This is a genomic window from Pseudomonas sp. BT-42-2 (assembly GCF_025847435.2).
Taxonomy (GTDB): Bacteria; Pseudomonadota; Gammaproteobacteria; order Pseudomonadales; family Pseudomonadaceae; genus Aquipseudomonas; species Aquipseudomonas urmiensis.
The window spans coordinates 145,297-168,006 of record NZ_JAOYTM010000018.1; the positions used below are offsets into that span (position 1 = coordinate 145,297).

Annotated in this window: 19 protein-coding genes; 9 read left to right on the plus strand and 10 right to left on the minus strand. The window is 62.1% G+C overall.

The annotated features are described in order from the left end of the window. Positions 1 to 56: 56 nt before the first annotated feature. A complete protein-coding gene (locus OIU19_RS21950) occupies positions 57 to 2,354 on the plus strand; it encodes a YgiQ family radical SAM protein (RefSeq protein WP_264236772.1) in 2,298 nt (765 codons plus the stop codon). A gap of 108 nt (positions 2,355 to 2,462) precedes the next feature. On the opposite strand, the gene OIU19_RS21955 is transcribed toward OIU19_RS21950, so the two are convergent. Beyond that, on the minus strand, positions 2,463 to 3,050 hold the full coding sequence (locus OIU19_RS21955; RefSeq protein WP_264236773.1) for a TIGR00730 family Rossman fold protein: 588 nt from the start codon (positions 3,048 to 3,050) through the stop codon (positions 2,463 to 2,465). Positions 3,051 to 3,398: 348 nt separating this feature from the next. Between OIU19_RS21955 and azu the strand changes: the two genes are divergently transcribed. Then, positions 3,399 to 3,848 (plus strand): azurin, encoded by a 450-nt coding sequence (azu, locus tag OIU19_RS21960; protein WP_264236774.1) that lies wholly within the window; start codon positions 3,399 to 3,401, stop codon positions 3,846 to 3,848. A 117-nt stretch (positions 3,849 to 3,965) separates the two neighbouring features. Here the strand turns inward: azu and nadE are convergent, their stop codons facing one another. Beyond that, positions 3,966 to 4,793 (minus strand): ammonia-dependent NAD(+) synthetase, encoded by an 828-nt coding sequence (gene nadE / locus OIU19_RS21965; protein ID WP_186555585.1) that lies wholly within the window; start codon positions 4,791 to 4,793, stop codon positions 3,966 to 3,968. A gap of 3 nt (positions 4,794 to 4,796) precedes the next feature. Beyond that, the gene (gene pncB / locus OIU19_RS21970) at positions 4,797 to 6,002 is read right to left on the minus strand and encodes a nicotinate phosphoribosyltransferase (RefSeq protein WP_264236775.1); all 1,206 of its coding nucleotides are present in this window, start codon (positions 6,000 to 6,002) and stop codon (positions 4,797 to 4,799) included. A gap of 540 nt (positions 6,003 to 6,542) precedes the next feature. Here pncB and OIU19_RS21975 point away from each other — a divergent pair. From OIU19_RS21975 to OIU19_RS22000, 6 genes are all read left to right on the plus strand, one after another. Beyond that, positions 6,543 to 7,679: a branched-chain amino acid ABC transporter substrate-binding protein gene (locus tag OIU19_RS21975; protein WP_264236776.1), complete on the plus strand. Its 1,137-nt coding sequence runs from the start codon at positions 6,543 to 6,545 to the stop codon at positions 7,677 to 7,679. Between the two features lie 153 nt (positions 7,680 to 7,832). After that, positions 7,833 to 8,747, plus strand: coding sequence for a branched-chain amino acid ABC transporter permease LivH (locus tag OIU19_RS21980; RefSeq protein WP_186555582.1), 915 nt, complete (start codon positions 7,833 to 7,835; stop codon positions 8,745 to 8,747). Positions 8,748 to 8,749: 2 nt separating this feature from the next. After that, complete coding sequence (livM, locus tag OIU19_RS21985; RefSeq protein ID WP_264236777.1) at positions 8,750 to 10,039, plus strand: high-affinity branched-chain amino acid ABC transporter permease LivM; 1,290 nt, start codon at positions 8,750 to 8,752, stop codon at positions 10,037 to 10,039. Further along, complete coding sequence (locus OIU19_RS21990; protein ID WP_264236778.1) at positions 10,036 to 10,911, plus strand: ABC transporter ATP-binding protein; 876 nt, start codon at positions 10,036 to 10,038, stop codon at positions 10,909 to 10,911. Before livM ends, OIU19_RS21990 begins: the two co-directional genes overlap by 4 nt. Further along, positions 10,908 to 11,624, plus strand: coding sequence for an ABC transporter ATP-binding protein (locus OIU19_RS21995; RefSeq protein ID WP_264236779.1), 717 nt, complete (start codon positions 10,908 to 10,910; stop codon positions 11,622 to 11,624). The genes OIU19_RS21990 and OIU19_RS21995 overlap by 4 nt, the downstream gene beginning before the upstream one ends. A gap of 597 nt (positions 11,625 to 12,221) precedes the next feature. Next, positions 12,222 to 12,989: an SDR family oxidoreductase gene (locus OIU19_RS22000; protein WP_264236780.1), complete on the plus strand. Its 768-nt coding sequence runs from the start codon at positions 12,222 to 12,224 to the stop codon at positions 12,987 to 12,989. Positions 12,990 to 13,065: 76 nt separating this feature from the next. On the opposite strand, the gene OIU19_RS22005 is transcribed toward OIU19_RS22000, so the two are convergent. From OIU19_RS22005 to OIU19_RS22015, 3 genes are all read right to left on the minus strand, one after another. Continuing rightward, the gene (locus tag OIU19_RS22005; RefSeq protein WP_264236781.1) at positions 13,066 to 14,175 is read right to left on the minus strand and encodes an AGE family epimerase/isomerase; all 1,110 of its coding nucleotides are present in this window, start codon (positions 14,173 to 14,175) and stop codon (positions 13,066 to 13,068) included. Positions 14,176 to 14,271: 96 nt separating this feature from the next. Next, positions 14,272 to 14,904 carry a TetR family transcriptional regulator gene (locus OIU19_RS22010; RefSeq protein ID WP_186555576.1) on the minus strand — a complete coding sequence of 211 codons (633 nt, stop codon included), beginning with the start codon at positions 14,902 to 14,904 and terminating at the stop codon, positions 14,272 to 14,274. Positions 14,905 to 15,025: 121 nt separating this feature from the next. Beyond that, on the minus strand, positions 15,026 to 15,436 hold the full coding sequence (locus OIU19_RS22015) for a phage infection protein (protein WP_264236783.1): 411 nt from the start codon (positions 15,434 to 15,436) through the stop codon (positions 15,026 to 15,028). A gap of 341 nt (positions 15,437 to 15,777) precedes the next feature. On the opposite strand from OIU19_RS22015, the gene OIU19_RS22020 reads away from it, so the two are divergent. Continuing rightward, positions 15,778 to 17,841, plus strand: a complete 2,064-nt coding sequence (locus OIU19_RS22020; protein ID WP_264236784.1) for an AsmA family protein — start codon at positions 15,778 to 15,780, stop codon at positions 17,839 to 17,841. 146 nt (positions 17,842 to 17,987) lie between these two features. On the opposite strand, the gene pcaF is transcribed toward OIU19_RS22020, so the two are convergent. The 4 genes from pcaF to OIU19_RS22040 form a co-directional block, all read right to left on the minus strand. Next, on the minus strand, positions 17,988 to 19,193 hold the full coding sequence (gene pcaF, locus OIU19_RS22025) for a 3-oxoadipyl-CoA thiolase (RefSeq protein WP_186553997.1): 1,206 nt from the start codon (positions 19,191 to 19,193) through the stop codon (positions 17,988 to 17,990). After that, complete coding sequence (locus OIU19_RS22030) at positions 19,190 to 19,969, minus strand: CoA-transferase subunit beta (protein ID WP_186553942.1); 780 nt, start codon at positions 19,967 to 19,969, stop codon at positions 19,190 to 19,192. The genes pcaF and OIU19_RS22030 overlap by 4 nt, the downstream gene beginning before the upstream one ends. Continuing rightward, the gene (locus OIU19_RS22035) at positions 19,966 to 20,826 is read right to left on the minus strand and encodes a CoA transferase subunit A (RefSeq protein WP_186553941.1); all 861 of its coding nucleotides are present in this window, start codon (positions 20,824 to 20,826) and stop codon (positions 19,966 to 19,968) included. Before OIU19_RS22035 ends, OIU19_RS22030 begins: the two co-directional genes overlap by 4 nt. A 154-nt stretch (positions 20,827 to 20,980) precedes the next feature. Continuing rightward, positions 20,981 to 22,327 (minus strand): MFS transporter, encoded by a 1,347-nt coding sequence (locus OIU19_RS22040; RefSeq protein WP_264236785.1) that lies wholly within the window; start codon positions 22,325 to 22,327, stop codon positions 20,981 to 20,983. Between the last annotated feature and the right edge of the window lie 383 nt (positions 22,328 to 22,710).

A 22,710-nucleotide genomic window follows, 5' to 3' on the forward strand; every position in this document is an offset into this window, starting at 1 on the left:
TTTGTGCTATATTCCGCGCCCGCGATTTCCCTGCACACCAAGAACCGGTCACTGACATGCAAGCAGCCAAACCACTCTACGACTATCCCAAGTACTGGGCCGAATGCTTCGGGCCAGCGCCTTTCCTGCCGATGAGCAGGGAGGAGATGGATCAGCTCGGCTGGGATTCCTGCGACATCATCATCGTGACCGGTGATGCCTACGTCGACCATCCGTCGTTTGGCATGGCGATCATCGGCCGTTTGCTCGAAGCCCAGGGTTTCCGCGTGGGCATCATCGCCCAGCCGAACTGGCAGTCCAAAGACGACTTCATGAAGCTCGGCGAGCCGAACCTATTCTTCGGCGTTGCCGCGGGCAACATGGACTCGATGATCAACCGCTACACCGCCGACAAGAAGATCCGCTCCGACGACGCCTATACCCCCGGCGGCATGGCCGGCAAGCGCCCAGACCGTGCCAGCCTGGTCTATAGCCAGCGTTGCAAGGAAGCCTACAAGCACGTGCCGATCGTGCTGGGTGGCATCGAGGCCTCGCTGCGCCGTATCGCTCACTACGACTACTGGCAGGACAAGGTGCGCCACTCGATCCTGATCGATGCCTGCGCCGATATCCTGCTGTTCGGTAACGCCGAGCGCGCGGTGGTCGAGGTGGCCCAACGCCTGTCCAATGGCGAGACCATCGAGAACATCACCGACGTGCGTGGCACCGCGTTCGTGCGCCGTGACACGCCCAAGGGCTGGTTCGAAATCGACTCCACCCGGATCGACCGTCCGGGCAAGATCGACAAGATCATCAACCCCTACGTCAACACCCAGGACACCCAAGCCTGCGCGATCGAACAGGCCAAGGGCGAGGTCGAAGACCCCAACGAAGCCAAGGTGGTGCAGATTCTCGACAGCCCGGGCATGACCCGCGACAAGACGGTGATCCGCCTGCCGTCGTTCGAGAAGGTGCGTAACGACTCGGTGCTGTATGCCCACGCCAACCGTGTGCTGCACCTGGAGACCAACCCAGGCAACGCTCGCGCCCTGGTGCAGAAGCATGGTGAAGTGGATGTGTGGTTCAACCCGCCGCCCATTCCCATGAGCACTGAGGAAATGGACTACGTGTTCGGCATGCCCTACGCACGTGTTCCGCACCCTGCCTATGGCAAGGAGCGTATCCCGGCCTACGAGATGATCCGCTTCTCGGTCAACATCATGCGTGGCTGCTTTGGTGGCTGCACCTTCTGCTCGATCACCGAGCACGAAGGGCGGATCATCCAGAACCGCTCGCACGAGTCGATCCTGCACGAGATCGAGGAGATGCGCGACAAGGTGCCGGGCTTCACCGGGGTGGTTTCCGACCTGGGCGGGCCGACCGCCAACATGTACCGCATCGCCTGCAAAAGCCCCGACATCGAGAAGCACTGCCGCAAGCCGTCCTGCGTCTTCCCAGGCATCTGCGAGAACCTCAACACCGACCACAGCTCGTTGATCGAGCTGTACCGCAAGGCCCGTGCCTTGCCGGGGGTGAAAAAGATCCTGATCGCCTCGGGTCTGCGCTATGACCTGGCGGTAGAGTCGCCGGAATACGTCAAGGAGCTGGTCACCCACCACGTCGGCGGCTACCTGAAGATTGCCCCGGAGCACACCGAGCGTGGCCCGCTGGACAAGATGATGAAGCCGGGCATCGGCAGCTATGACCGCTTCAAGCGCATGTTCGAGAAGTACTCCAAGGAGGCAGGTAAAGAGCAGTACCTGATTCCGTACTTCATCGCTGCGCATCCCGGCACTACCGACGAAGACATGATGAACCTTGCCCTGTGGCTCAAGGGCAATGGCTTCCGCGCTGACCAGGTGCAGGCGTTCTACCCATCGCCGATGGCCTCGGCCACGGCCATGTACCACTCGGGCAAGAACCCTCTGCGCAAGGTCACCTACAAGAGTGAAGGGGTCGAGATCGTCAAGAGCGATGAGCAGCGCCGCTTGCATAAAGCGTTCTTGCGCTATCACGACCCCAAAGGCTGGCCAATGCTGCGCGAAGCGCTGGAGCGCATGGGCCGTGCCGACCTGATTGGCCCGGGCAAGCACCAGTTGATCCCGCTGCATCAGCCGCAGACCGACAGCTACCAGAGCGCTCGGCGCAAGAACTCGACGCCGACCGGCAGCCACAAGGTGGGCAAGGATCAGAAGATCCTCACCCAGCACACCGGCCTGCCGCCGCGTGCCAGCGATGGCAGCAAGCCGTGGGATAAACGCGAGAAGGCCAAGGCCGAGGCGTTTGCCCGAAACCAGCAGGCGGCTAAAGAGCGTAAGGAAGCGGCCAAAGGCGGCGGCAAGAAGAAGCCGCGTCAGCCCGTCCTGCCACGCTGAACGGGTAACATCTAAACTCGTGGGAGCGGGCTTGCCCCGCGATAGCGATGGTCAATCCACCAACGCTATCGCGGGGCAAGCCCACATCTTTCGTCAAGCGTCATAGGATCAATCAGGCTTCTTGTCGACCCACTTGGGCAACACCGGCGCCTCGAACTCATCCATCCCATCGAGCAGCTCATCCGGCTGCTTGCCCAGCAGCAACATCGCCCGATGCTGCGGCCGCACGAAGCCTTCCTCGACGATATGGTCGAGGAACCCGCCGAGTTTTTCATAGAAACCGTTGACGTCCAGCAGGCCCAGCGGCTTGGCGTGATAGCCCAACTGCCCCCAGGTCCATACCTCGAACAACTCCTCAAGCGTACCCAGGCCACCCGGCAGGGCGATGAAGGCATCGCTCAACTCGGCCATGCGCGCTTTACGCGCGTGCATGCCGTCGACGACCTCCAGGCGGGTCAGGCCCTTGTGGCCGATTTCAGCGTCCACCAGGCTTTGCGGGATGATCCCGACCACTTCACCACCCGCAGCCATGGCCGCATCGGCCACGGTGCCCATCAGGCCCACCGCGCCGCCGCCATACACCAGGGTCAGGCCGCGGCCAGCGATGGCCTTGCCAAGGGCAACCGCCGCTTCGCGGTAGGCCGGGTTGCTGCCGATGCTGGCACCACAGAAGACACATACGGAACGTACAGGCATTGCTTCTCTCCCTTCAAATGCGTGCACAGGGTAAGGCGCAAGCCGCTCGCTTCCAAGGCGCGATTCACTCCGGACGGGAGAATTCGCAGGCGGCGCCAGCGGCGCCTTGGGCGTAGGCTGCCAGCAGGCTGTTCATGAAACTACCAAGGGACATGTCATTTGCTCCTAAATGAGAGGTTGTCCCATCGTCTACTTAGAGGGCATGATGTGCACTTAGATTGGTTGTATACAATCCATAGAACAAATCAACTGGCTGGCCAGTGGACACCTCCTTGATGCACATCAGGGACGTTCGTACCGGGTTCAGGCAGTCTCGCAATTGATAAACCCCTGCCAAGGAGATTCACGATGTTTGCGAAAGCTGTAGCGGTATCCCTGCTGACCCTCGCCAGCGCTTCTGTGTTCGCGGCCGAGTGCTCTGTGACGGTCGAGTCGACTGACCAGATGTCCTACACCAGCAAGGAATTCACCGTCGACAAGAGCTGCAAAGAGTTCACCGTCAAGCTGACCCACTCGGGCAAGCTGCCGAAGAACGTCATGGGCCACAACCTGGTGATCAGCAAGACCGCCGACATGCAGGCCATCGCCACTGAAGGCATGACCCAGGGCATCGACAAGGGTTACCTGAAGGAAGACAACGCCAATATCATCGCCCACACCGCGATGATTGGTGCGCCGGAGAAGGAAACCGAAGTCAAGTTCGACACTTCCAAGCTGGAAGCTGGCGGCGACTACAGCTTCTTCTGCACCTTCCCAGGCCATATCTCGATGATGAAAGGCAAAGTCATCGTCAAGTAAGCCTGATGCTTGCTGCGTGACCTAATGGGGGAGCGGGCTTGCCCCGCGATAGTGTGGGTTCCACCCTCGCTATCGCGGGACAAGCCCGCTCTCACGTCAGGTATTGCAGTTCGCGTGTTACGGCGCGAACGGCAACTCGCGCTTGTGCTGGGTCTTACGGTAGGTGTTGACGATGATGTCGAATGCCTCCTGGCTGACCGGCTCGCCATGCAGGAACGCATCGATCTGCTGGTAGGTCACGCCATGTGACGCCTCATCCGGCTTGCCCGGTTCGAGGTCTTCCAGATCCGCCGTCGGCACTTTCTCTACCAACGATTCCGGCGCCCCGAAGCTACGGGCGATGGCGCGTACCTGGTTTTTTACCAGGCCACTCAAAGGGGCCAGGTCGCAGGCACCATCACCGAACTTGGTGAAGAAGCCCATCACTGCTTCGGCTGCGTGATCAGTGCCGATCACCAGGCCCGCGCGTGCGCCGGCGATGGTGTACTGGGCGACCATGCGCATCCGCGCCTTGGTGTTGCCGACGACGAAGTCGACCAGGGTCGGCGAGCCGCCTTCCAGCGCTTTGACTTCCAGCGCCAAGGCCCGCACCGCAGGGGCGATGTCGACGGTATGCACCTCATCGGCCTTGATCACGTCCAGGCACGCTTGGGCATCGTGCTCGTCATGCTGCACCTGATACGGCAGGCGTACGGCGATGAAGCGATAGCCTTGATCGCCAGTTTCGGCGCGCAGTTCGGTGACGGTGCGCTGGGCAAGCAGGGCGGCGGTCAGCGAGTCGACGCCACCACTGATGCCCAGGACCAGGGTCTTGAGCCGGGCATTGGCCAGGCAATCCTTGATGAAGGCCACGCGCCGGGCAACTTCGGCTTCGAGCGCGGCGGCGTCGGCGAACGGCGGCTGCACCTTGAGCTGCTGGGCAATCTCTCGCTGGACGGCTTGCATGGATTACTCCTTGTGGGGGACTTTGAAAACGTGGCGCATGTAGGCGACGAAGTTCTCGTCACGGCATTGGGTCTTGGCGGCTTCGTCGGAGATCTTCGCCACCGGCGAGCCATTGCAGTCGGTCATTTTAAGCACGATGTTCATCGGCGCCACCCCAGGCAGGTCGCAGGTCAAGTTGGTACCGATACCAAAGCTGACGTTGATGCGCCCGCGCAAGGCGCGGAAGATCTCCAGCGAGCGGGTCAGGTTGAGGCCATCGGAGAACACCAGGGTCTTGGTCATCGGGTCGATACCCAGTTGCTGGTAATGGGCGATGGCTTTTTCCGCCCAGGCCACCGGTTCACCCGAGTCGTGGCGCAGGCCATCGAACAGCTTGGCAAAGTACAGGTCGAAATCGCGCAGGAAGGCATCCATGGTGATGCAATCGGTCAGGGCGATGCCGAGCAATCCGCGGTACTCGCGAACCCAGCAATCCAGCGCGGCGATCTGGCTGTCGATCAGCCGTGGGCCGAGCTGCTGGTGGGCCATGATCCACTCGTGGGCCATGGTGCCCAACGGCTTGATATCCAGTTTCCATGCCAGATTGACATTGCTGGTGCCGACGAAGCGTGCCGGGAAATCATCGCGCAGCACACGTACCATCTCTTCCTGGACGCGGCTGGAGAAGCGTCGGCGGGTGCCGAAATCGGCTACCTGCAGCTCGGCCAGTTCATCGGCGCTGGCGTGCGCTTGCAGCCAGTCGAACTTGCGATAGAGCTGGTCGCGGGCGTCGCTCAGGCGCATGCGTGGGTGCAGGTGGCGGTTGCGCACCTCGCTGATGATCGCCAGTAGCGGCACTTCGAACAGCATCACATGCAGCCACGGGCCGCGCAGGCGCAGGCTCAGCTGGTCGTTCTCGATGCCCAGCCACAGGTAGCGCAGGTTGAAGCGGAATAGCCGCAGAAAGCGCAGGAAATCCGGCTTGAGGAAGCTGATGCGCTCAAGAAACTCGGCCTGGCCTGCATCCAGGGTCATCTCGCTGAGTAGCTCGATCTGATTGCGGATCTCGTCCAGATAAGGGCGCAGGTCTTCGCCGTTGCGGCAGCGAAACTCCCATTCGACATCGGCATCCGGGTAGTTGTGCAGCACCGCCTGCATCATCGTCAGCTTGTAGAAGTCGGTGTCGAGCAGGTTGTGCACGATGCGCTCGGCGAATGCGCTCTCGCTCATGGAAGGCTCCAGGTCGGCGGCGCTCGCTGAAAACGGCGCAAGCGCGCGGGAATGGCGGCCATTGTGCCAGCCTTTGCGCGCAAAAGGAGTAGCTGGAGCCCTATCGCGGAGCAAGCCCGCACTGGGCAATAGGCCATAAAGCATTGCCCATGGGAGCGGGCTGGCCCCGCGATAGGGCTGTAAATGCCAAAAGCCGGATGATTCTGCCAGCACCAGCTAGCCTTCAAACAGTGCCCCCCGTAGCAGTCACGCACCAGCTGTGTGCACTTCGGTGACGTCAGCTGTTACAGGCTGGTTGCACGTTAACACTTGTCGAGGTTGCAATGATGGCACTCGATGGTTGCTCCTTTGGTGATCGCGTGGTGGCGCCTGACCTATGCCAGACGGTTGCACGCTCAATAAAGAAAGCCCGCCAGTCGCCTCTAACCAGCCTGCCCGGTGTGTTTGCTCGAAATCCAAAACCAATGGCACGGCCCTTGCTCGGAGCAAGGCGCTGAAAGTTGTAGTGCCAACCAAAAAAAACTCTAGGAGCACCACCTCATGTCGCAGACGTTTTACAAGAAAGGTTTCCTGGCTCTGGCCGTAGCTACGGCACTGGGTGTTTCTTCGTATGTTCAGGCCGACATCAAGATCGGCGTCGCAGGCCCAATGACTGGTGCCAACGCAGCGTTTGGCGAGCAATACATGAAAGGTGCGCAAGCAGCGGCTGACAAGATCAACGCGGCAGGTGGCGTCAATGGCGAGAAAATCCAACTGGTAAAAGGCGACGACGCCTGCGAGCCGAAACAGGCCGTGGCCGTGGCCAACCGCCTGGTCGACCAGGACAAGGTGGTCGGTGTGGTCGGACACTTCTGCTCGTCCAATACCATTCCGGCATCGGAGGTGTATGACGAAGCCGGTGTCATCGCCATCACCCCAGGTTCGACCAACCCGCAGGTCACCGAGCGCGGCCTGTCGGCGATGTTCCGCATGTGTGGCCGTGACGACCAGCAGGGCATCGTTGCCGGCGACTACATCGTCGACGTGCTCAAGGGCAAGAAAGTCGTAGTCCTGCACGACAAGGATACCTACGGCCAAGGCCTGGCCGACGCCACCAAGGCGCAGCTGGAGAAGCGTGGCGTCAAGCCGGTGCTGTACGAAGGCCTGACCCGTGGCGAGAAAGATTTCAGCGCAGTGGTCACCAAGATCCGCGGCGCGGGCGCCGATGTCGTCTACTTCGGTGGCCTGCACCCGGAAGCCGGTCCACTGGTGCGCCAACTGCGTGAAGCAGGCCTGAAGGATGTGGCGTTCATGTCCGATGACGGCATCGTTACCGACGAACTGGTGTCCACCGCAGGTGGCGCTCAATACACCAATGGCGTGTACATGACCTTCGGCGCCGACCCGCGTCTGCTGCCAGACAGCAAGGCGGTGGTGGAAGAGTTCCGCAAAGCCGGCACCGAGCCTGAAGGCTACACCCTGTACGCCTACGCCTCGGTCCAGGCGCTCGCCGCCGCGTTCAACGGCGCCAAGTCGAACAAGGGTGAAGACGCTGCCAAGTGGCTCAAGGCCAACCCGGTGCAAACCGTCATGGGCGAGAAGAAGTGGGACAGCAAGGGTGACCTGACCGTCTCCGACTACGTGGTCTACCAGTGGGATGCCAACGGCAAGTACCACCAGCTGGATAAACAAAAATAATAAAGGCCCAAGGCCCGGACAGCCGTCCGGGCCGACGCCCCGCGGTACCTGTCTTTATCCGTAGATGTGCACCAGTTCTGCGCTGCGAGGGCCGCTGTATGCCAGGCCCGCCGTGGTCGGCGCTCGTGCAATCTCACTCAGCGAGATTGCGTTATGGATGGTATTTTCCTGCAGCAACTGGTCAATGGTCTGACCCTCGGGTCGGTCTATGGCTTGATCGCCATCGGCTACACAATGGTCTATGGCATTATCGGCATGATCAACTTCGCGCACGGCGAGGTGTACATGATCTCCGCGTACCTCGCGGCGATCAGCCTGGCATTGCTGGCTTATTTCGGTATCGAGTCCTTCCCGCTGCTGATGCTCGGCACGCTGTTGTTCACCGTGGTGGTCACCGGCGTCTACGGCTTCACCATCGAGCGCATCGCCTACAAACCCCTGCGTAACTCCACCCGCCTGGCGCCGCTGATCAGCGCCATCGGGATCTCGCTGATCCTGCAGAACTACGCGCAGATCAGCCAGGGTGCTCGCCAGCAAGGCGTGCCAACCCTGCTTGAAGGCGCCTGGCGCGTCGAAGTCGGCACGGGCTTCGTGCAACTGACCTACACCAAGATCTTCATCCTGATCGCAGCCTTCGCCGGCATGGCCCTGCTGACCTATGTGATCAAGTACACCAAGCTTGGGCGTATGTGCCGCGCCACTCAGCAAGACCGCAAGATGGCCTCGATCCTGGGCATCAACACCGACCGGGTGATCTCCTATGTGTTCGTCATCGGTGCGGTGATGGCCGCCCTGGCCGGCGTGCTGATCACCATGAACTACGGCACCTTCGACTTCTATGCCGGCTTCATCATCGGCATCAAGGCCTTCACCGCCGCCGTACTCGGCGGGATCGGCTCGCTGCCCGGCGCGATGCTCGGCGGGATCATCCTGGGGATCTCCGAGTCGCTGTTCTCCGGCCTGATCAACTCCGACTACAAGGACGTGTTCAGCTTCTCGCTGCTGGTGCTGATCCTCATCTTCCGTCCCCAAGGCCTGCTGGGTCGCCCGCTCGTGGCTAAGGTGTGAACATGTCCACTGCCAATACTGCTTCTTCCGGTTTCGATATCAAACGCAGCCTGCTGGAGACCATCGTCGCGGGCTTGCTGGCACTGATCGTGTTCGGCCCGGTGGTCGGCGTGGTGCTCGATGGCTACACCTTCAATGCTGAGCCAAGCCGCGTGGCCTGGCTGGTCGGCGGGGTGATGGTGGGGCGCTTCCTGCTCAGCGTGTTCTTCCAGAGCGGCACTGGCCAGCGCATGCTGCAAGGCTTTGAAAGTGGCGGCTCGGGTGTGCATGTGCTGGCGCCCGACTACAAGTCGCGGCTGCGCTACGTCATCCCGGCGCTGATCGTGATCGCGATCGTGTTCCCGATCTTCGCCAACAAATATCTGCTGACGGTGGTCATCCTCGGCCTGATCTACGTGTTGCTGGGTTTGGGCTTGAACATCGTGGTCGGTCTGGCCGGCCTGCTCGACCTGGGCTATGTGGCGTTCTATGCCATCGGCGCTTATGGCCTGGCGCTGGGCTACCAGTACCTGGGCTTGGGCTTCTGGAGCGTGCTGCCGCTGGCGGCCATCGCGGCGGCGCTCGCCGGCTGCATATTGGGCTTCCCGGTGCTACGCATGCACGGTGACTACCTGGCTATCGTGACCCTGGGCTTTGGCGAGATCATCCGGCTGGTGCTGAACAACTGGCTGTCATTCACCGGTGGGCCGAACGGCATGCCGGCGCCGTCGCCAACGTTCCTGGGCCTTGAGTTCGGTCGCCGGGCCAAGGACGGCGGGGTGCCGTTTCACGAGTTCTTCGGGATCGACTACAACCCCAATATCAAATTCCTGTTCATCTACATCGTGCTGTTCCTGGTGGTGCTGGCGGTGCTGTACATCAAGCACCGACTGACCCGCATGCCGGTCGGGCGCGCCTGGGAAGCGCTGCGCGAAGACGAGATCGCCTGCCGCTCAATGGGCCTGAACCACGTGCTGGTCAAGCTTTCGGCGTTCACCATCGGTGCGTCCACAGCCGGCCTTGCCGGGGTGTTCTTCGCCACCTACCAAGGCTTCGTCAACCCGTCCTCGTTCACCTTCTTCGAGTCGGCGCTGATCCTGGCGATCGTGGTGCTCGGTGGCATGGGTTCGACCGTTGGCGTGGTGATCGCCGCATTCGTGCTGACCGTGGCACCGGAGCTGCTGCGCAGTTTCTCCGAATACCGGGTACTGCTGTTCGGCGTGCTGATGGTGCTGATGATGATCTGGCGACCGCGTGGGCTGATTCGCATCAGCCGCACCGGGGTAGTCCCGCGTAAAGGAGTGGCGCCATGAGCGACGAAATCATTCTTTCGGTCGAACACCTGATGATGCAGTTCGGCGGCATCAAGGCGCTCAGCGATGTCAGCCTGCAGGTCAAGCGCAACCAGATCTTCGCCTTGATCGGCCCCAACGGCGCTGGCAAGACCACCGTGTTCAACTGCCTGACCGGCTTCTACAAGGCCAGTGGCGGGCGCATCGAGCTGAATGTGCGGGGTAACCGCACCGACGTGATCCAGCTGCTCGGCGAGCGCTTCCAACCAACCGACTTCGTCTCGCCTGCGCGCTTTGCCAACCGCCTGTACTACAAGATGTTCGGCGGCACCCATCTGGTCAATCGCGCAGGCTTGGCGCGGACCTTCCAGAACATTCGCCTGTTCAAGGAAATGTCGGTGGTGGAGAACCTGCTGGTGGCCCAGCACATGTGGGTCAACCGCAATCTGCTGGCCGGGGTGCTCAACACCAAGAGTTATCGCAAGGCCGAAAACGATGCTCTGGATCACGCCTTCTACTGGCTGGAAGTGGTCGATCTGGTCGACTGCGCCAACCGCCTGGCGGGCGAACTGTCCTACGGTCAACAACGCCGCCTGGAGATCGCCCGGGCCATGTGCACGCGGCCGAAGATCATCTGCCTGGACGAACCCGCCGCCGGCCTCAACCCGCAGGAGACCGAGGCGCTCAGCCGCATGATCCGCGTGCTGCGTGATGAGCACGACATTACCGTGGTGCTGATCGAGCATGACATGGGCATGGTCATGAGTATCTCCGACCACATCGTGGTACTCGACCACGGCAACGTCATCGCCGAAGGCGCTCCGCAGGAAATCCGCCACAACCCGACTGTGATCGCCGCCTACCTGGGTGCAGACGAAGAGGAACTGGTATGAGTGCACCCATTCTCGAACTGAAAGACCTGGACGTGTTCTACGGGCCAATCCAGGCGCTGAAGAAAGTCTCGATGCACATCAACGAGGGCGAGACGGTCAGCCTGATCGGCGCCAACGGCGCGGGCAAGTCGACCTTGCTGATGTCGATCTTCGGCCAGCCGCGCGCGGCGTCTGGGCAGATTGTCTACCGTGGCACCGATATCACCCGCAAGTCGTCGCACTACATTGCCTCCAACGGCATTGCCCAGTCGCCGGAGGGGCGGCGGGTGTTCCCCGACATGACCGTCGAGGAAAACCTGATGATGGGCACCATTCCCATTGGGGATAAGCATGCCGCCGAGGACATGCAGCGCATGTACGAGCTGTTTCCACGCTTGAAAGAGCGCCGGACCCAACGCGCCATGACCATGTCCGGTGGTGAACAGCAGATGTTGGCGATTGCCCGGGCGTTGATGAGCCGGCCCAAGTTGCTGTTGCTCGATGAGCCGTCGTTGGGGCTGGCGCCGATCGTGGTCAAGCAGATCTTTGCCACCTTGCGCGAGCTGGCCAAGACCGGGATGACCATCTTTCTGGTCGAGCAGAACGCCAACCATGCGCTGAAGCTGTCTGACCGCGCCTATGTGATGGTCAACGGGCAGATTCGCATGACCGGCACGGGGCAGGAGTTGTTGGTCAACGAAGAGGTGCGTAACGCTTATCTGGGCGGGCATTGAGGCTGGGGGCCGCGCTGCGGCCCTGTTCCAACGGCCATGTGGACAACTTGTCGCATATCTCGCCAGAGCCACCTCAGAACCCCGCTCCAAGTCATTGTTTCCACAGGCACAAAATTGTCCCCGGATAATGTGGAACCGCCTGTGGAAAACATGGTGGCACTCCGCTGTGAGCCACGATTATCAAGGCCTGCAAAGAGCTGTTCGTTTTTTGATCAAGCGCTGTTTGTGCTTGATTTTCTTGGGATAACTTATCCCTTCGCGTGCCCCCACCAAACGCCAACTATCTGTGGATAACTCTGTGCAAAAGCCTTGGACAGACTGCTGCAAGCGGCACCGCTGAAAGCCTTGCGCCATCAGCGATGAGATATCCCCAGGCTGCTTGCCTGAACATCCATTCACTCCCCTGACAAGTTGCCCCCATTCTGTGGGGAAAGCCCTGTGGATAACATGCGCATAGCCCGCGCGCTCCCCTCTGCTACAAGGCTTTGCCAGGTTTGTACGTTTTTTGAGCAGGGTACAAAACGGCTTGCTGGCGCCGCCAGTGGCGGGCATGCTTCAAGGCCTGTCGACGACCCCCATATTGCGAAGGAGAACCGCATGACGTCCACCCTATTCATCACAGGTGCCACTTCTGGTTTTGGCGAGGCGACTGCCCGTCTGTTTGCCGATGCCGGCTGGAAACTGGTCCTGACTGGCCGACGTAAAGAGCGCCTGGATGCGCTGTGTGCCGAACTTTCGGCCAAGACCGAAGTGCATGGCATCGTTGTCGACGTGCGTGATCGCACGGCCATGGAGCAAGCCATCGCCAACCTGCCGCCGGCCTTCGACAAGCTGCGCGGGCTGGTCAACAACGCAGGCTTGGCGCTGGGCGCGGACCCGGCGCAGAAGTGCGACCTGGACGATTGGGAAACCATGGTCGACACCAACATCAAAGGCCTGATGTACACCACCCGCTTGCTGCTGCCACGGCTGATCGCCCATGGTCGCGGTGCGTCGATCCTCAACGTCGGCTCGGTGGCTGGCAACTATCCGTATCCGGGCAGCCACGTGTATGGCGGCACCAAGGCTTTCGTCGGCCAGTTCTCGCTGAGCCTGCGCTGCGACCTGCGCGGCACGGGCGTGCGCGTCAGCAACATCGAGCCGGGGCTGTGCGAAAGTGAGTTCTCGCTGGTGCGCTTTGGTGGCGACCAGGCCAAGTACGACGCCACCTACGCTGGCGCCGAAGCGATCCAGCCGCAGGACATCGCCGAGACCATCTTCTGGATTCTCAATCAGCCGGCGCACATCAACATCAACAGCCTGGAGCTGATGCCAGTGAGCCAGGATTGGGCCGGGTTCTCGATCGATCGTTCGGCCAAGGGCTGATTTTAAGACCAGCGCTGGGCAAGCCCGCTCCGACAGGGATAGCGACACCCTGGAGCGGACTTGCCCCGCGATAGCTTCAGCTCAACCGCTGCAAGCCTTCCAGGCAAGTCGCCAAGTGATAAGGCGTCGTCGACGGCATGTCATGCCGGCTGACGGTGCCGCTGGCATCTAGGCATTCGTTCCAGCCACCGGCGTGCAGGAATTGCTCTTCCAGCGCGACCAACTGCTCCAGCAACTTGCCATCACTGCCTGCACGCAAGGCCAATGCCCGCAGATATTCCGCCTTGGCCCAAATGCGTTGGGTCGGGTCGATGACTTTGCCCTCGACATCCAGCATCGCCAGAACCGCTGAATCCTTCACCCCATACTGCTCGGCGTAGCCGAATGCCCGGCTGATGGACACGTGCAGCGGGCTGTCACGCAGCAGTGGCGAGGTATCGAGCAGGAAGAACCATTCGAATTGATGGCCCGGCTCGAACCAGTTATCCACAGCGCCGCGCGGTTTTTCCAGCATCAGGCCCTGTTCGGGCTCGATGAAGTGCATTTGCAGCGCCTCACACAGCTGCAGCAAGGCCTGCTGAACCGCTGCGTCGTCACGTACTTGCAAGGTCTGCAGGAAGGCTTCGGCCAAGTGCATCTGTGGATTCTGCAATGGGCCGCTGCCCAGGTCCGACCAGTCCTCGGCAAGGCTCGCTTCATACAAGCCGTCGTCGCGAGCGAAGCGCTCGGCGACGATTTCCAGCGCGGCGTTGAGCGTGGACTCGACCAGACTCTCGCGCACCTTGCCCAAGTAATGGGCACAGGCGAAGACGATGAAGGCGTGGGTGTACAGGTCTTTGCGGCGGTCCAGTGGCTGGCCGGCGGCGTCGACGCTGTAGAACCACCCGCCGTGTTCGGCGTCGTGAAAGTGCCGTTGCAGGGAACGAAACAGCGCTGCGGCCCGCTCGGCTGCGCCCGGTTGCTCGATGCGGCTACTGAACAGGTACAGCTGACGAGCGACGGCCATGGCGCGGTAGCGCTGTACCGGCAGCGGCTGGTGCTGTGCGTCGAGCGCCTCAAAGGGCAGCGCCAGCTCGGCATTCCACCCCGGACCCAGCCACAGCGGCACGATCCGCTCGGCAAAATGCTGGCGGAAGCGGGCCAGGCGGGTGGTCAGCTCGGGCAGGGTGGGGCGGGGGTCGGACATGGAAGCGCTCGTCGCAATCGGGCAGTGCGCCATGGTAGCAGAACTGGTGAATGACTCTTGATTCTCAGGCGCATGCAAGGGGCGAAAATGTCTGCTTCAAGGCGAAGGGCTAAGTCCCTGCCAATGGCGCGCACCGACAAAGATGAAGCGCAGCTGTTGAGTGATCTTTTCCTGCGCGGTCAGTGGCTGCGGGTCCAGCGGGTCGGGGCTGTCGATCAGTTCGGGCAGGGTGGCGAACACGGTCTTGACCACCAGATCGGCCATCACGCTTAGCGCGGCTGCGTCCAGGTGCTTCCAGCGTGGCATCAGGCCGAGGTCGGTGGCCAGGTCCGAGCTGATGTCCTGGCGCAACCTGGCGATGGCCTGGCGCACCGGCTGCGAACCGCCGTATTGCTCGCGGGCGAGGAACAGGAACTGGGCGCGGTGGGCAGCAACCATGTCGAGGAAGATCCGCACCGAGGCATCGGTAATGCCGCCTAGCTCGAATTCGTTTTGTCGCACCAGGCGGATGGCGTGGCGGAAGGTGGCGTCGACCTCTTCGACCAGCGCCAGGCCGAGGGCGTCCATGTCCGGGAAGTGTCGATAGAAGCCAGTTGGCACGATGCCAGCGGTCTTGGCCACTTCGCGCAGGCTGATGCTGCCGAACCCGCGGCCACTTTCCATCAACTGGCAGGCGGCATCGAGCAGGGCCTGGCGGGTCTGGAGCTTCTGTTCGGCGCGCGGCAGCATGGGCAGGATTCTGTGACTGTACGGCTGGGCATTCTGGATAAAAAAACAAAGCCCGGTCAATGGACCGGGCTTGGAGGATAGCAGGCGCAGTGTCGAGGGTTGTTCTTTTCGGCCATGGCGATCAGCTCATACGGCTGATTTCAACCAGACGATCCGAGCCACCTTCGGCAACCCGGCCAGTGCGTTCGATCAGGCGATCCGAGCCACCTTCGGCAACCCGGCCAGTGCGTTCGATCAGGCGATCCGAGCCACCTTCGGCAACCCGACCAGTGCGTTCGATCAGGCGATCCGAGCCACCTTCGGCAACCCGGCCAGTGCGTTCGATCAGGCGATCCGAACCACCTTCGGCAACGCGCGCTGCACGTTCCTGCAAGCGTTCAGCGCCACCTTCGGCCAAGGTGTTCAGCGGTTGGGCAACTGTAGCCGAGCTCGAACGCGATTCGGCGGTCAGGTGTTGATCCTGAGCGGGCAGGGCGAAGGCGTTGGCGGCGGCGATGGACAGGGTCAGGCTCAGCAGCAGATGGCGTTTCATGATTTCGGTGCTCCTCTGGGGGGCTGGAAAGTGGGTACGAAGCCAATGCTACTCCCGGTAACTCCAGAGAAAAGTTCATAAGGCTAATGGTAACAATCGACGGTATTGATACTCAGTTTCGACCTGTCTAGGCCGCGTGTTTCTGAGGGATAGATGGCGATTTAATGGTTGGCTCGATAGGTAACAGCCGAGCTGGGAACAGACCAAAAGCTGAGAGGGGTGTCAGGAAATTCTTGGTTATCATGGGTTGTTCGATTAAACCCCGCAGCTTTTCATCAGTCCGACATACTAAGTGCCATCGTCGTGCCCGCCTTGTGCCATGCAGTCAGGAGAATTACGCAATGACGCGCCCTGCCAGAATCTTCACCTGGATCTTCACCAGCCTGATCAGCGTGCTGGCGATACTGGTGGTGGTCATCGCCACGTTCGATTGGAATCGCGCCAAGCCGCTGCTCAACGAGAAGGTCTCCGAGGCCTTGCACCGGCCCTTCGCGATCAACGGCAACCTCGCTGTGCAGTGGCGCACGGAGCCTGAAGAGGGCGGTTGGCGAGCCTGGGTGCCCTGGCCGCACTTCATCGCCGAAGACCTGACCCTGGGCAACCCTGACTGGCTCAAGGAGCCCACCATGGTCGGCCTGGAGAAGGTTGAATTCCGCCTCTCGCCGTTACCGCTGATGTTCCAGCAGATCGTCATTCCGCGCATCGACCTGACCAAGCCTACTGCCAACCTCAATCGGCTGGCTGATGGCCGTGCCAACTGGACCTTCGATTTCGGCCCGAAAGAGGAAAACGCCGAGCCGTCGAAATGGGTGCTGGACATCGGCGCCATCGGTTTCGACCAGGGCAACGTCAGCTTCGATGACCAGACCCTGAAAACCAGCATGAAGGTGCAGATCGATCCACTGGGCAAGCCAATCCCGTTCAGCGAGATCGTCGGCAAGGCCAGCGCCGAGAAAGCCGGTGGCGCCCAGGACTATGCCTTCGGCCTCAAGGCGCAAGGCCGCTACAAAGGCCAGCCGGTGTCCGGTACCGGCAAGATCGGTGGCCTGTTGGCCCTGCAGGACGCCCGCCAGCCGTTCCCGCTGCAAGCGGATGTGCGCATTGCCGACACCCATGTGGTGCTCGCCGGCACGCTCACCGACCCACGTAACCTGGGCGCGCTCGACCTGCGCCTGCGCCTGGCGGGGAGCAGCCTGGGCAATCTCTACCCGCTGACCGGCGTGACCTTGCCGGATACCCCGGCCTATTCCACCGACGGCCACTTGCTCGCCAACCTGCATGCGCCTGAAGGCGCGCGGTTCAGCTACGAAGGCTTCAACGGCAAGATCGGCGACAGTGACATCCATGGTGACCTGGCCTTCGTCGCCAGCCAACCGCGGCCGAAGTTGACTGGCAAGTTGGTCTCCAACCAGCTGTTGTTCAAGGACTTGGCGCCGCTGATCGGCGCTGACTCCAACGCCGAGCAGAAGGCTCGTGGCGGTGCCAGCAAGCAGCCCACCGGCAAGGTGCTGCCGGTCGAAGAGTTTCGCACTGAGCGCTGGCGCGCCATGGACGCTGACGTCAGCTTCAGCGGCAAGCGTATCGTGCACAGCGAGCAATTGCCGTTCAACGACCTTTCGGCCCATGTCCTGTTGGAGGATGGCGTGCTGCGCCTTGAGCCGCTGCGCTTTGGCGTGGCAGGTGGCAACCTGGCGTCGAACATCCGCCTCGATGGGCGCAGTGTGCCCTTGCAGGGCCGAGCCAAGCTCACTGCCCGGGGCTTCAAGCTCAAGCAATTGTTCCCCAGCTTTGCGCCGATGCAGACCAGCTTTGGTGAGCTCAATGGCGATGCCGACTTGAGTGGTCGGGGCAATTCGGTGGCGGCCCTGCTGGGTACTTCCAACGGCGATCTGCGCCTGCTGATCAACGATGGCGCGATCAGCCGCAGCCTGATGGAGATCGCCGGGCTGAACGTGGGTAACTATGTGGTCGACAAGTTGTTTGGCGACAAGGATGTGAAGATCAACTGCGCTGCGGCGGATGTCGGTATCAAGGATGGCCTGGCGACCACCCGGCTGTTCGTCTTCGATACCGAGAACGCGATCATCTACGTCAACGGCACGGCCAATTTTGCCAGCGAGCAGTTGGATCTGAAGATTACCCCCGAGTCGAAGGGGGTGCGCTTGTTCTCGCTGCGCTCGCCCTTGTACGTGCGCGGGCCGTTTGCCAAACCCAATGCTGGCGTGCAGGCAGTGCCGCTGGCATTGCGTGGGGCAGGGATGGTGGCGTTGGGGCTTGCTGTAGGGCCTGCGGCGGGGTTGCTGGCGCTGATTGCGCCGAGTGGCGATGTGCCTAATCAGTGTACGCCGCTACTGGAGCAGATGCGGGCGGGGAAGGCGCCGACGGCGGTCAAAGCCAAGAAGTGAAGCGAATCGTACACATACGTGGGAGCGGGCTTGCCCCGCGATAGCGATAGTGAATTCACCGACGCTATCGCGGGGCAAGCCCGCTCCCACGGGATAGTCGTGGTTCCCGTGGGAGCGGGCTTGCCCCGCGATGAGGCCAGAGCTGCTCAAACCCGCTCTATGGCCAGCGCCAGCCCTTGGCCAACACCTACGCACATGGTCGCCAGGCCCTTACGCCCGCCGCTTTTCTCCAACTGATGCAGCGCAGTCAGCACCAGCCGTGCGCCGCTCATGCCCAACGGATGGCCCAGGGCAATCGCGCCGCCATTGGGGTTTACCTGCGGTGCGTCATCGGCCACACCCAACTCGCGCAGCACTGCCAAGCCTTGGCTGGCGAACGCTTCGTTGAGCTCGATCACGTCGAAGTCGGCCACGGCAACGCCCAGGCGCTCGGTCAGTTTGCGCACTGCCGGCACCGGGCCGATGCCCATCACTCGCGGCGCGACACCGCCACTGGCCATGCCCAGAACCCGTGCCCGCGGGGTCAGGCCGTGTTTCTTCACTGCTTCTGCCGACGCCAGGATCAACGCGGCGGCGCCGTCGTTGACGCCCGAGGCGTTGCCCGCGGTGACGGTCTTGTCCGGGCCGTTGACTGGCTTGAGTTTGCTCAGCGCTTCAAGGGTGGTATCCGGGCGCAGGTGCTCGTCGTGCTCGACCACGGTCTCGCCCTTCTTGTGGGCAATGCGCACTGGCACGATCTCTTGCGCGAAGAAACCTGCAGCCTGCGCCGCTGCTGCCTTTTGCTGGCTGCGCAGGGCGAAGGCGTCTTGATCCGCGCGGGAAACCTGATAGTCGTCAGCGACGTTGTCGGCCGTCTCGGGCATCGAGTCGACGCCGTACTGGCTCTTCATCAGCGGGTTGATGAAACGCCAACCGATGGTGGTGTCCTCAAGCTTCATGTTGCGCGAGTAACCACTCTCGGCCTTGCCCATGACGAACGGCGCGCGCGACATCGACTCGACGCCACCGGCAATCGCCAGCTCCATCTCGCCACTGGCAATGGCGCGAAACGCCGTGCCGATCGCGTCCATGCCTGAAGCGCACAGGCGGTTGAGGGTCACCCCAGGAATGCTCTCGGGCAGACCGGCCAGCAGCAGGGCCATGCGCGCCACGTTGCGGTTGTCTTCGCCGGCCTGGTTGGCGCAGCCGAAGAACACTTCGTCGACCTGATCCCACTGCACCGACGGGTTACGCTCGATCAGCGCCTTGAGCGGCACTGCTGCCAGGTCATCGGCGCGCACGCCGGCCAAGGCGCCACCAAAACGGCCGATCGGGGTGCGGATGGCATCACAGATGAACACGTCACGCATCAGGCTTCTCCTGGCTTCTGGCCGTGGGCGGCAGCGGTGCGCTGTTCAAGATCACGCAGCGCGGTCAGCTCGACCTCGTTTGGCGCGGCGGTGGTCTGCACGTCATCGGCAAAGCGGATCGCCCAGCCGGTGGCGGCAATGATTTGCTCGCGGGTCACACCTGGGTGAATCGAGGTGACCACGAATTCGTGGGTACCGGCTTCCGGCTCCATGATGCACAGGTCGGTGATGATGCCGACCGGGCCCTCACCGGGCAGGCCCAGGCGTTTACGCGAGTCGCCGCCCTCGCCGTGGCCGACCGAGGTGATGAAGTCCAGCTTGTCGACAAACGCGCGTGGCGATTGCTTGAGGATGATCAGCACTTGCTTGGCGGAGCCGGCGATTTCCGGCGCACCACCAGCACCTGGCAAACGGGTGCGCGGGGCGTGGTAGTCACCGACCACGGTGGTGTTGATGTTGCCGAAACGGTCGACCTGGGCAGCGCCGAGGAAGCCCACGTCGATGCGTCCGCCCTGCAGCCAGTAGCGGAAAATTTCGCCGGTCGGCACCACGGTGTCGGCGGTTTCCGCCAGCTCGCCGTCACCGATCGACAGTGGCAGCACGCTCGGCTTGGCGCCAATCGGGCCAGATTCATAGATCAGCACGACATCGGGCGACGAGGTCAGGCGGGCCAGGTTGGCAGCCTTGGACGGCAGGCCGATACCGACGAAGCAGACCGCACCATTGCGCAGGCGACGGGCAGCGGCGACAGTCATCATTTCGGAAGTGGAGTAGCTCATTGCGCGGCCTCCGCAGTGCTGGCCAGCTTGGCCTTGAATTCATTGAAGTCGGCGGTACCGCGGATGTAGCTATCGATCCAGGCGGTGAACGACTCACGGTCACGGGCAATTGGGTCCCAGGCCTGGTAGAAGCGGTTGTCGCGCTCGTAGTAGCCATGGGCGTAGGACGGGTGGGCGCCACCCGGCACCAGGCACACCGCCGACAGCGCCCAGGTCGGCAGCACGCAGGCGTTCATTGGCGCTTGCAGGTCGTCGACGATTTCCTCGACGGTAACGATGCACCGTTTGGCCGCCAGGGCCGCTTCTTTCTGCACGCCGAGAATACCCCACAGCAGCACATTGCCTTTGCGGTCGGCCTTCTGCGCGTGGATCACGGTCACATCCGGGCGCACCGACGGCACGGCAGCAAGCACTTCGCCGGTGAACGGGCAGGTGACGCTCTTGATCAGCGGGTTGACCTTAGGCAGGTCGGAACCGGCGTAGGCGCGCAGCACTGCGAACGGCAGGCCCGAGGCACCCGCGACATAGGCGTTGGCCAAGTCCGCGTGGCTGTGCTCTTCGATCTCGATCGCATGCGGCCAGTGTTTCTCGACCGCATCGCGCAGGCGGTGCAGCGACCCGACGCCTGGATTACCACCCCAGGAGAAGATCAGTTTGCTGGCGCAGCCGGCGCCGATCAATTGGTCGTAGATCAGGTCCGGGGTCATGCGCACCAGGGTCAGGTCGCGCTTGCCCTGGCGGATGATCTCGTGGCCAGCGGCGGTCGGGATCAGGTGGGTGAAGCCTTCGAGGGCGACGGTGTCGCCGTCCTGGATGAATTGCTTCACGGCCTCGTGAAGCGAGAGGATTGCTGCCATTGGAGACTCCTGGTCAGGGTGCTGCGTTGAGCTCAGATTAAGGAGACAGGAGGGTGGCGCACAATCCGATAATCGATTACTTGTGCGATTATCGAACCATTTGTTGTCGTGCTATCCATTCCGCCAGTCCCCTCAACCCCTGTGGATTGCAGAGTCAGGTCGCGTCGGCGTGACTGACCAAGCCCTTTACGATCACGCCCACGGTCGCCAATGCCGCCGGCACCAACAACGCAGTCAACACTTGTTCGAAATTCCAACCCAGCCCGAGCAAGGTCGCGCCACTCCAAGCACCGAGAATGGCGCCAAAGCGACCAATGCCGAGCATCCACGACACGCCGGTGGCCCGTCCCTGGGTCGGGTAGAACCGCGCCGCCAGCGATGGCATGGCCGACTGCGCACCGTTCACGCACATGCCGGCCACCAGCACCAGGGTGGCAAGCAGGGTCATGTTGCCCAGGCTCTGCCCCACGGCGTAGGCGAATACCCCGGCCAGCAGGTAGAACAGACCGATGACCTTGTGCGGGTTGAAGCGGTCCATCGCCCAGCCCACCGCGACCGCGCTGAGCACGCCGCCGAACTGGAACAGTGCGCCGATGAAGGCGGCCTCCTCCATGCTCGCGCCACTGTCGCGCATCAGCGTCGGCAGCCAGCTGGTCAGCAGATAGACGATCACCAGGCCCATGAAATAGGTCAGCCACAGCAACATCGTGCCCAGGCCGTAAGTGCCAGAGAAGATCACCGCAAACACGTTGCGCGCTGCCACCACCTTCTGCTCAGGCACACTGAAACTGGCAGCCTGGGCGACCACGGCCGGGGCGATCGGCGCCAAGGTTTTGCGCACCTTGTCGGTGCCGCGATTGCGCACTACCAAAAACCGCGCCGATTCCGGCAGCCACACCAGCAGCACCACCGCCAGCAGCAGCGGCAGCACACCGCCAATCACCAGCAGGCTGTGCCAGCCATAGGCCGGGATCAGCTTGGCCGAGATGAACCCGCCACCGGCCATGCCGAGGTTGAAGCCGCAGAACATGCTGGTTACCAACAACGACTTGAGTCGTTCCGGGGTGTACTCGGAGAGCAAGGTGGTGGCATTGGGCATGCCGGCACCCAGGCCCAGCCCGGTCAGAAAACGCAGCACCAGCAGTTGGTCGACATTGGTGGCATAGGCCGAGGCCAGGCTAAAACCGCCGAACACCAGCACCGCGCCAACCAGCACACCTTTGCGGCCGAAGCGGTCGGCCAATGGGCCGGAGCCCAGCGCACCAAACACCATGCCGATCAGCGCGGCACTCATCACCGGGCCGAGGCTGGCGCGGTCGATGCCCCATTCCTGGGATAGCGCCGGCGCGATGAAGCCCATGGCCGCGGTGTCGAGGCCATCGAGGAATACGATCAGGAAACACAGGATCACCACCCGCCATTGATAGCGCGACAGCGGCTGGTCATTGATGAACGATTGGACGTCGAGACAGTTGCCGACAGTGGTTTGCGGTTTGTTCATTGTTGTTATCCAGAAAAGCGGCGCAGGCAGGGTCCTGACGCAAGTGGCTGCGCAGGTATCGAGGGTCGGGAGTAATGGCCGTGCGTCAGCCTGGATACAACGGTACTGCGTGCGGGTGCGGCCGCAACACAGAAAAGACAGTGGTCATGGGGTGTGCCTCTCGCATGTTGTTCTTGTTCGGTCGGCAAAGCCGACCGTTGCGAAAGACATTAATCAGCGGGCCGGCGCTGCGCAATTCAGTGGAGACGAGTTTGTGCGTTTATCGAACAACATCAGTGTGCAGTCGACTGCAGCAGTTCGAGCGTAGATGTCGGCTAGCGTGGGAGCGGGCTTGCCCCGCGATAGCGTTATTGATCGCGCAGCCGCTATCGCGGGGCAAGCCC